The sequence below is a fragment of the Micromonospora sp. LOL_015 genome (assembly GCF_048060275.1).
Lineage (GTDB): Bacteria > Actinomycetota > Actinomycetes > Mycobacteriales > Micromonosporaceae > Micromonospora_E.
On record NZ_JBHMIO010000234.1, the window covers coordinates 1 to 261 of the forward strand.

The 261-nt window shown below is 74.7% G+C and carries 1 protein-coding gene; it reads right to left on the bottom strand.

The genetic code is table 11. The features are described 5' to 3' along the window. A partial coding sequence (locus ACFHWU_RS29630; RefSeq protein ID WP_416592369.1) for an IS66 family transposase zinc-finger binding domain-containing protein occupies positions 1–175 on the bottom strand: 175 nt, incomplete at its 3' end. Between the last annotated feature and the right edge of the window lie 86 nt (positions 176–261).

A 261-nucleotide genomic window follows, 5' to 3' on the forward strand; every position in this document is an offset into this window, starting at 1 on the left:
GCCCGCACGGGCAGGCGACGGTGACGATCTGGTGCTCGGTCACCACGACCCGGGGCTGGGGAATGTCGAACACCTGCCGGCGGGTGACCGTCACCTCGGCGGCGTTGGTCAGGCCGTCACCGCAGCCGCCACAGGTGTCCGGCACGTGCCGGACGATCACGTCCGGTTCGGCCACCTGGGACAGGGTGGTGCCCTCGCCCCCGGTGGGGCGGCCCGGCCGGCGACCCGAACGGCCCCGCAGCGACTTCGGCGCCGGTTTGG